Here is a 6632-nt window from a genome sequence, read left to right as displayed (position 1 = left end):
ACGATTCAGCTACTGTTACAGTTACTTTTATTCCGCCTCCTATAGCTGGTACAGATGGAATTCTTGATCTTTGTCAAAATGATACAACCACAGTAAATCTCTTTGATAGCCTTGGTGGCACGCCTGATACTGGTGGTACATGGTCTCCTGCTCTGACCAGTGGTTCGGGTGTTTTTAATCCTAATGTCGATTCTGCTGGTGTGTATACCTATACGGTAGCAAGTACTAATACAACTTGTGATGATGATTCGGCTACTGTTATAGTTAATTTTATTCCTAACCCTTCTGCTGGTACTGATGCAATTCTTAACCTTTGTCAAAATGATACGACTACAGTAAATCTCTTTGATAGTCTTGGTGGTACGCCTGATACTGGTGGTACATGGTCTCCTGCTCTGGCTAGTGGTTCTGGTATTTTCGATCCTAATGTCGATTCTGCTGGTGTGTATACTTATACAGTTACAGGTTCTAATTCTGCTTGTGAAGACGATTCAGCTACCGTTACAGTTTCTTTTATTCCGAATGCTTCTGCTGGTTCTGACGCAATTCTTGATCTTTGTCAAGATGATACAACCACAGTAAATCTCTTTGACAGTCTTGGTGGCACACCTGATACTGGTGGCACCTGGTCTCCTGCTCTGGCTAGTGGTTCTGGTATTTTTAATCCTAATGTCGATTCTGATGGTGTGTATACCTATACAGTTACAAGTTCTAATCCTGTTTGTGAAAACGATTCGGCTACTGTTACAGTTACTTTTATTCAGCCTCCTATAGCTGGTACAGATGGAACGATTGATCTTTGTCAAAATGATACAACCACAGTAAATCTCTTTGATAGTCTTGGTGGTACGCCTGATACTGGTGGTACATGGTCTCCTGCTCTTACCAGTGGTTCGGGTATCTTTGACCCTAATGTCGACCCTCCTGGTGTATATAGCTATACTGTAAATCAATTTGAATGTAATTTAACTGACTCTTCTGAGATAATAATTACAATTTTTCAAAATCCTATAGCTGGCACAGATGGAACGATTGACCTTTGTCAAAATGATTCAACAACAGTAAATCTCTTTGATAGCCTTGGTGGCACACCTGATACTGGTGGCACCTGGTCTCCTGCTCTTGCTAGTGGTTCTGGTATCTTTGACCCTAATGTCGATCCTGATGGTGTGTATACTTATACAGTTATAAGTTCTAATCCTGCTTGTGATGATGATTCGGCTACTGTTACAGTTACTTTTATTCCGAATACTTCTGCTGGCACTGACGGAGTTCTTAATCTTTGTCAAGATGATACAACCACGGTAAATCTTTTTGATAGTCTTGGTGGCACACCTGATACTGGTGGCACCTGGTCTCCCGCTCTAGCCAGTGGTTCCAGTGTTTTTAATCCTAATGTCGATTCAGCCGGTGTGTATACCTATACGGTAACAAGTACTGATCCTACTTGTGAAGACGATTCAGCTACTGTTACAGTTAATTTCATTCCAAATGCTTCTGCTGGTACTGACGCAATACTTAACCTTTGCCAAAATGATACGACTACAGTAAATCTCTTTGATAGTCTTGGTGGTACACCAGATACTGGTGGCACATGGTCTCCTGCTCTGGCCAGTGGTTCTGGTATTTTCAATCCTAATGTCGATCCTGCTGGTGTATATACCTATACTGTAACAAGCTCTAATCCTGTTTGCGATGATAATTCTGCTAACATAATAGTAAATTTTATTCCTAACCCTTCTGCAGGTACTGATGCAATTCTTAACCTTTGTCAAGATGATACAACCACGGTAAATCTCTTTGATAGTCTTGGTGGTACGCCTGATACTGGTGGCATCTGGTCTCCTGCTCTGGCCAGTGGTTCGGGTGTTTTTAATCCCAATGTCGATTCTGCTGGTATGTATACCTATACGGTAGCAAGTACTAATACAACTTGTGATGATGATTCTGCTACTGTTATAGTTAATTTCATTCCAAATGCTTCTGCTGGTACTGACGCAATACTTAACCTTTGTCAAAATGATACGACTACAGTAAATCTCTTTGATAGTCTTGGTGGTACGCCTGACACTGGTGGTATCTGGTCTCCTGCTCTGGCCAGTGGTTCTGATATTTTCGATCCTAATGTCGATCCTGCTGGTGTGTATACCTATACAGTAACAAGTACTAATCCTGTTTGTGACGATGATTCCTCTAGTGTTATTGTAAATTTTATTCCTAACCCTTCTGCAGGTACTGATGCAATTCTTACCCTTTGTCAAGATGATACAACTTCAGTAGATCTATTTGATAGTCTTGGTGGTATGCCTGATACTGGTGGAATCTGGTCTCCTGCTCTGGCTAGTGGTTCGGGTATTTTTGACCCTAATATTGATCCTGCTGGTGTGTATACCTATACTGTAGATCAAGCAGAATGTAATTTAGCGGACTCTTCTGAGATAACAGTTACCTTTGTTGAGAATCCTGATATTACAGGCTTAATCATTAATATTCCAAATATCTGTGCTGGACAAAACTTAAATACCTCATTATCTAATATGGATTTACTTTTAGATGGAGATTATGTAATTACATACGATATTATGGGAATGGATAATTTCACTGAAACACAGACTATAGAGATTACTAATGGAGTTGGTAATTTTATAATTCCTGAAACTAATTTTTCAAATGTTGGACTTTATGAATTTATTTTAGTTGACTTTTATAATGTAAATACAAATTGTCAAGCAGATTTAAGTAATGTTCAACCTTTTACTTTTGAAATTTTTGAATCTATTACACCTGAGCTTTCTGAAAATGGTAATTTCTTTTGCACTAATGAAAATGCTACTATTCAAAATTTAACTAATAATATTATAACCGATGGTTCAGTGGAGTGGTATTCAACACAAAACGGTAACGAATTATTAAATAATGACTACTTACTCCAAGATAGTGAAAGCTATTATGCTTCCATTACCACTGATAACGGATGTTCAAGCATTGATCGTTTGGAGGTTATTGTAAACATAGGACCATGTGATGAAGATTTATTAATTCCTGATGGATTTTCCCCAAATGGAGATGGTATAAATGATACTTTTGTAATCAATAATCTAGAAGAATTATATCCTAACTTTAAACTTACCATATACAATAGAAATGGTAATAAATTATATAAAGGCGATATTAATTCGCCTAGATGGAATGGAACAACAACCACAAGTCGAGTTGGTGGAGGCGTTGTACCAATTGGTGTTTACTTCTACATATTAGAATTTAACGATGGAATTAGATCAAAAAAACAGGGCAGAGTTTATTTAAGTAGATAATGACATATAAAAAGTACATATTAACTTTTATGATATTAAGTATTTGGGCTTTGAGCAAATCTTTTGCGCAACAAGATGCTCAGTATACTCAATATATGTATAACATGAGTGTAATTAATCCTGCTTATGCTACAGATGATTCAGATAAAATAAATTTAGGATTACTATATCGATCTCAATGGGTTGGAGCGGTTGGTGCTCCAAGCACAGCATCTTTTTTTGCTCATACAACCCTAACTGATAAGTTAGAAGGCGGGATTTCTATAGTTCATGATCAAATTGGTGATGTTGTAAAAGACACAAATCTTTTTTTTGATATAGCATACGTTTTTCCTGTTGGAGAAACTTCTAAACTATCATTGGGTGTAAAAGCTGGACTTTCATTTTTTTCAACCGATTTTAATGGTTTTGTATATTCTGACCCTTTACCTGATTCCGCATTCGCTGAAAATTTAAGTAGAGTATTTCCCAATATCGGTACAGGTGCCTTTTATTTTACAGAAAAGTTTTATTTTGGTTTTTCTATTCCAAACTTACTTCAATCAAAACATCTAGATGATGATAGCGGTATTGTTACTGAAGGATCTGAAGCATTACATTTTTATACCACTGGTGGTTATGTTTTTGATATAAGCGATCGTTTAAAGCTCAAACCTGCATTTATGGCGAAATCTGTTGCTGGAGCTCCTCTTTCAGTTGATTTAACTTCAAATATTTTATATAACGATAAAATCGAATTTGGTTTAGCATACAGAATCGACGATGGTATAAGTGGATTATTTAATTTAAGAATATCTGAAGCAATTCGATTAGGATACGCTTATGATTATACAGTCTCGAATTTAGGTCGTTTCAATTCTGGAACACATGAAATTATGCTGTTATTTGATCTTTCTAGATCTGGAAAAGGATATGACAAATCACCAAGATTCTTTTAAACTCAGAAACAATGTATTATAGACTTTTATTAATGGTATTTTGTTTTAGTCACATGACATACAGTCAAGAGTCTAAGCTAAAAAAGGCAAATAAACTTTTTTTAGAACGTGCCTACGTAAAAGCCGCTTCTATATACGAAGAAGCTGCTAATGATAAAGCTTCCTTTATTAATTTGGCAGATTGTTATTATTACAATGGTCTTATGGAAATGGCTTCAAATACATATGTAAAAGCCTCAAATTATTCTGGTTCAGAATTTTCAGAAGACACTAATTTTAGATTTGCTCATGCACTTTATGGTGCTTATAAAGTAAAAATGGCCGATTCTATAATGAGCATGTTACATTCTAAAAGAATCAATACAGAACATTTTATTTCAGCACTTGAAAATGGAGTGCCATATGTTTATGATGTTAAAAAAATAAAATCTGGAAGTAACCCAGGAGATTTTGGTATGAACTTTTTTGGAGAGCAGGTCATTTTTGCATCTTCTAGAGAAAACACTTCTAAGCATTATACATGGAATGATAAGCCTTACTTAGATTTGTTTAAAGGTCAATTAACAGAAGAAGCATCACTTATTAATGTTTCTCCATTAGAGAATTCTGTAAATTCTTCAACTCACGAAAGCAACGCTGCCTTGAGCAAAGACGGAAAAACCATGTATTTTTCCAGAACTAATGCTAAACGACATGAGATTGAAGACAAAAAAATAGCCACAGTAAAACTCTTTAAAAGTACTTTCGATGAAGGCACATGGTCTGAAGCTGAAGAACTCCCGTTTTGTAGTGATTTCTACTCTACACAACACCCAGCATTAGATGAAGAGCATGGGAGACTTTACTTTTCAAGCGATATGCCAAACGGTTTTGGATCTTTTGACATCTACTATGTTAACTTAACAGATGGTGGTTTTGGAAAACCAGTAAACCTTGGCGAAAAAATAAATACAAAACATAGGGAACAATTTCCGTTCTTTAGTAAAGAAAACATCCTTTACTTTTCGTCGAATGGGCATCAGGGTTTTGGTGGATTAGATATTTTTATGTCTGAACAAAACGCCAATAATTGGGACACACCTCTAAATCTTGGAGAGACCTTAAATTCTGTTACCGATGATTTCTCTTTTGTAGTAGATTTTGAACATAATAAAGGATTTCTCTCATCAAACAGAGATGGAGCAGATAACCTGTACGTTTTTACCAGAGAAGAAAATACAAGAACATTTATTGTTGAAGGTACTGTAAAAGACAAAAATTCTAAAGAACTATTACCTAATACCATGATTACATTATTTGACGAAAACAATACAGCAATTGATTCAGTTAAGGTTTCTGAAAATGGTAGATATACCTTTAAAACTAAACCTAACACTAAATATAAAGTTGAAGGTTTTAAACCTTTATACATTCCTAAAAATGTTGATTTCGATACAGATGATTCCGGTAAAATTGAATTAAATATCGAATTAGAATTAGAATCCTATGATGATGCAGAAGAAATTATTGTTGAAAAAGAAGATGGATATGTGTATATCGAATTAGAAAACATATATTTTGATTTGGATAAATGGGATATTAAAACTCAAGCAGCAAGAACGCTCGATGTGCTTGTGAATCTAATGAAAAAATATCCTAGAATGGAAGTGCAATTAGGTGCACATACAGATAATAGAAGCTCTGTTGAGTACAATCTGGAACTTTCTAAAAACAGAGCATATTCAGCACTCGATTATCTTATTTCTAAAGGAATAGCATCCTCGAGACTAACTGCTATTGGGTATGGGGAAAGTCAATTGCTGGTGGATTGTGGTGACAATTGTACTGAAAATGAACATGCAGTAAACAGGAGATGTGAATTTATTATTGTGAAATAATTTTTTTGACAAAAGATTTTTCTTACAATTATAATCACTTTATCTGCTACAGTTCGTCGATAATCTGTTTTAAAAATTACACTTTATCGTTTATTTCTTACATTTAATCGATTTTTTGATTACTAAAACGTAATAGTACATATCTTAATACTAAGATTAAACCCCAAAATTGATCTACCTATGAAAACTACACCTCATGTTTTCAGTAATAATGATATTACTGTTACTTACAATCCTTGCCAATGTATAAACGCTGAGCGTTGTGCTAAAGAACTTTCAAATGTATTTCGTCAATCTGTTATTCCATGGATAGACTTAGATGGTGAATCTACAGATAAAATAATTCGACAAGTAAAAAAATGTCCTTCTGGTGCTTTAAAATTTAATGTCAACCAAAAAGACGTCGCATAAGCCATAATTAATAATTAAAAAATCCCTATGAATTATAATTCACAGGGATTTTTTATAACTGATCATTAGGTTTGAAATTCTATGCTGTTGGA

At 35.0% G+C, this 6632-nt stretch carries 4 protein-coding genes; all 4 read left to right on the top strand.

Going from position 1 to position 6632, the window contains the following annotated elements; genetic code table 11:
• A partial coding sequence (locus tag ACRHNM_RS11180) for a gliding motility-associated C-terminal domain-containing protein (protein WP_431136567.1) occupies nt 1-3314 on the top strand: 3314 nt, incomplete at its 5' end.
• Nucleotides 3314-4252, top strand: a complete 939-nt coding sequence (locus ACRHNM_RS11175) for a PorP/SprF family type IX secretion system membrane protein (RefSeq protein ID WP_431136565.1) — start codon at nt 3314-3316, stop codon at nt 4250-4252. The genes ACRHNM_RS11180 and ACRHNM_RS11175, both read left to right, overlap by 1 nt.
• An 11-nt stretch (nt 4253-4263) precedes the next feature.
• Nucleotides 4264-6129 (top strand): OmpA family protein, encoded by a 1866-nt coding sequence (locus tag ACRHNM_RS11170; protein ID WP_431136563.1) that lies wholly within the window; start codon nt 4264-4266, stop codon nt 6127-6129.
• 180 nt (nt 6130-6309) lie between these two features.
• Nucleotides 6310-6540 carry a (4Fe-4S)-binding protein gene (locus ACRHNM_RS11165; protein WP_431136561.1) on the top strand — a complete coding sequence of 77 codons (231 nt, stop codon included), beginning with the start codon at nt 6310-6312 and terminating at the stop codon, nt 6538-6540.
• Nucleotides 6541-6632: the final 92 nt, after the last annotated feature.

The organism is Psychroserpens mesophilus, assembly GCF_050617655.1.
In the GTDB taxonomy this organism is placed as follows: Bacteria; Bacteroidota; Bacteroidia; order Flavobacteriales; family Flavobacteriaceae; genus Psychroserpens; species Psychroserpens mesophilus_A.
This window is presented reverse-complemented; position numbering and strand designations above follow the sequence as displayed.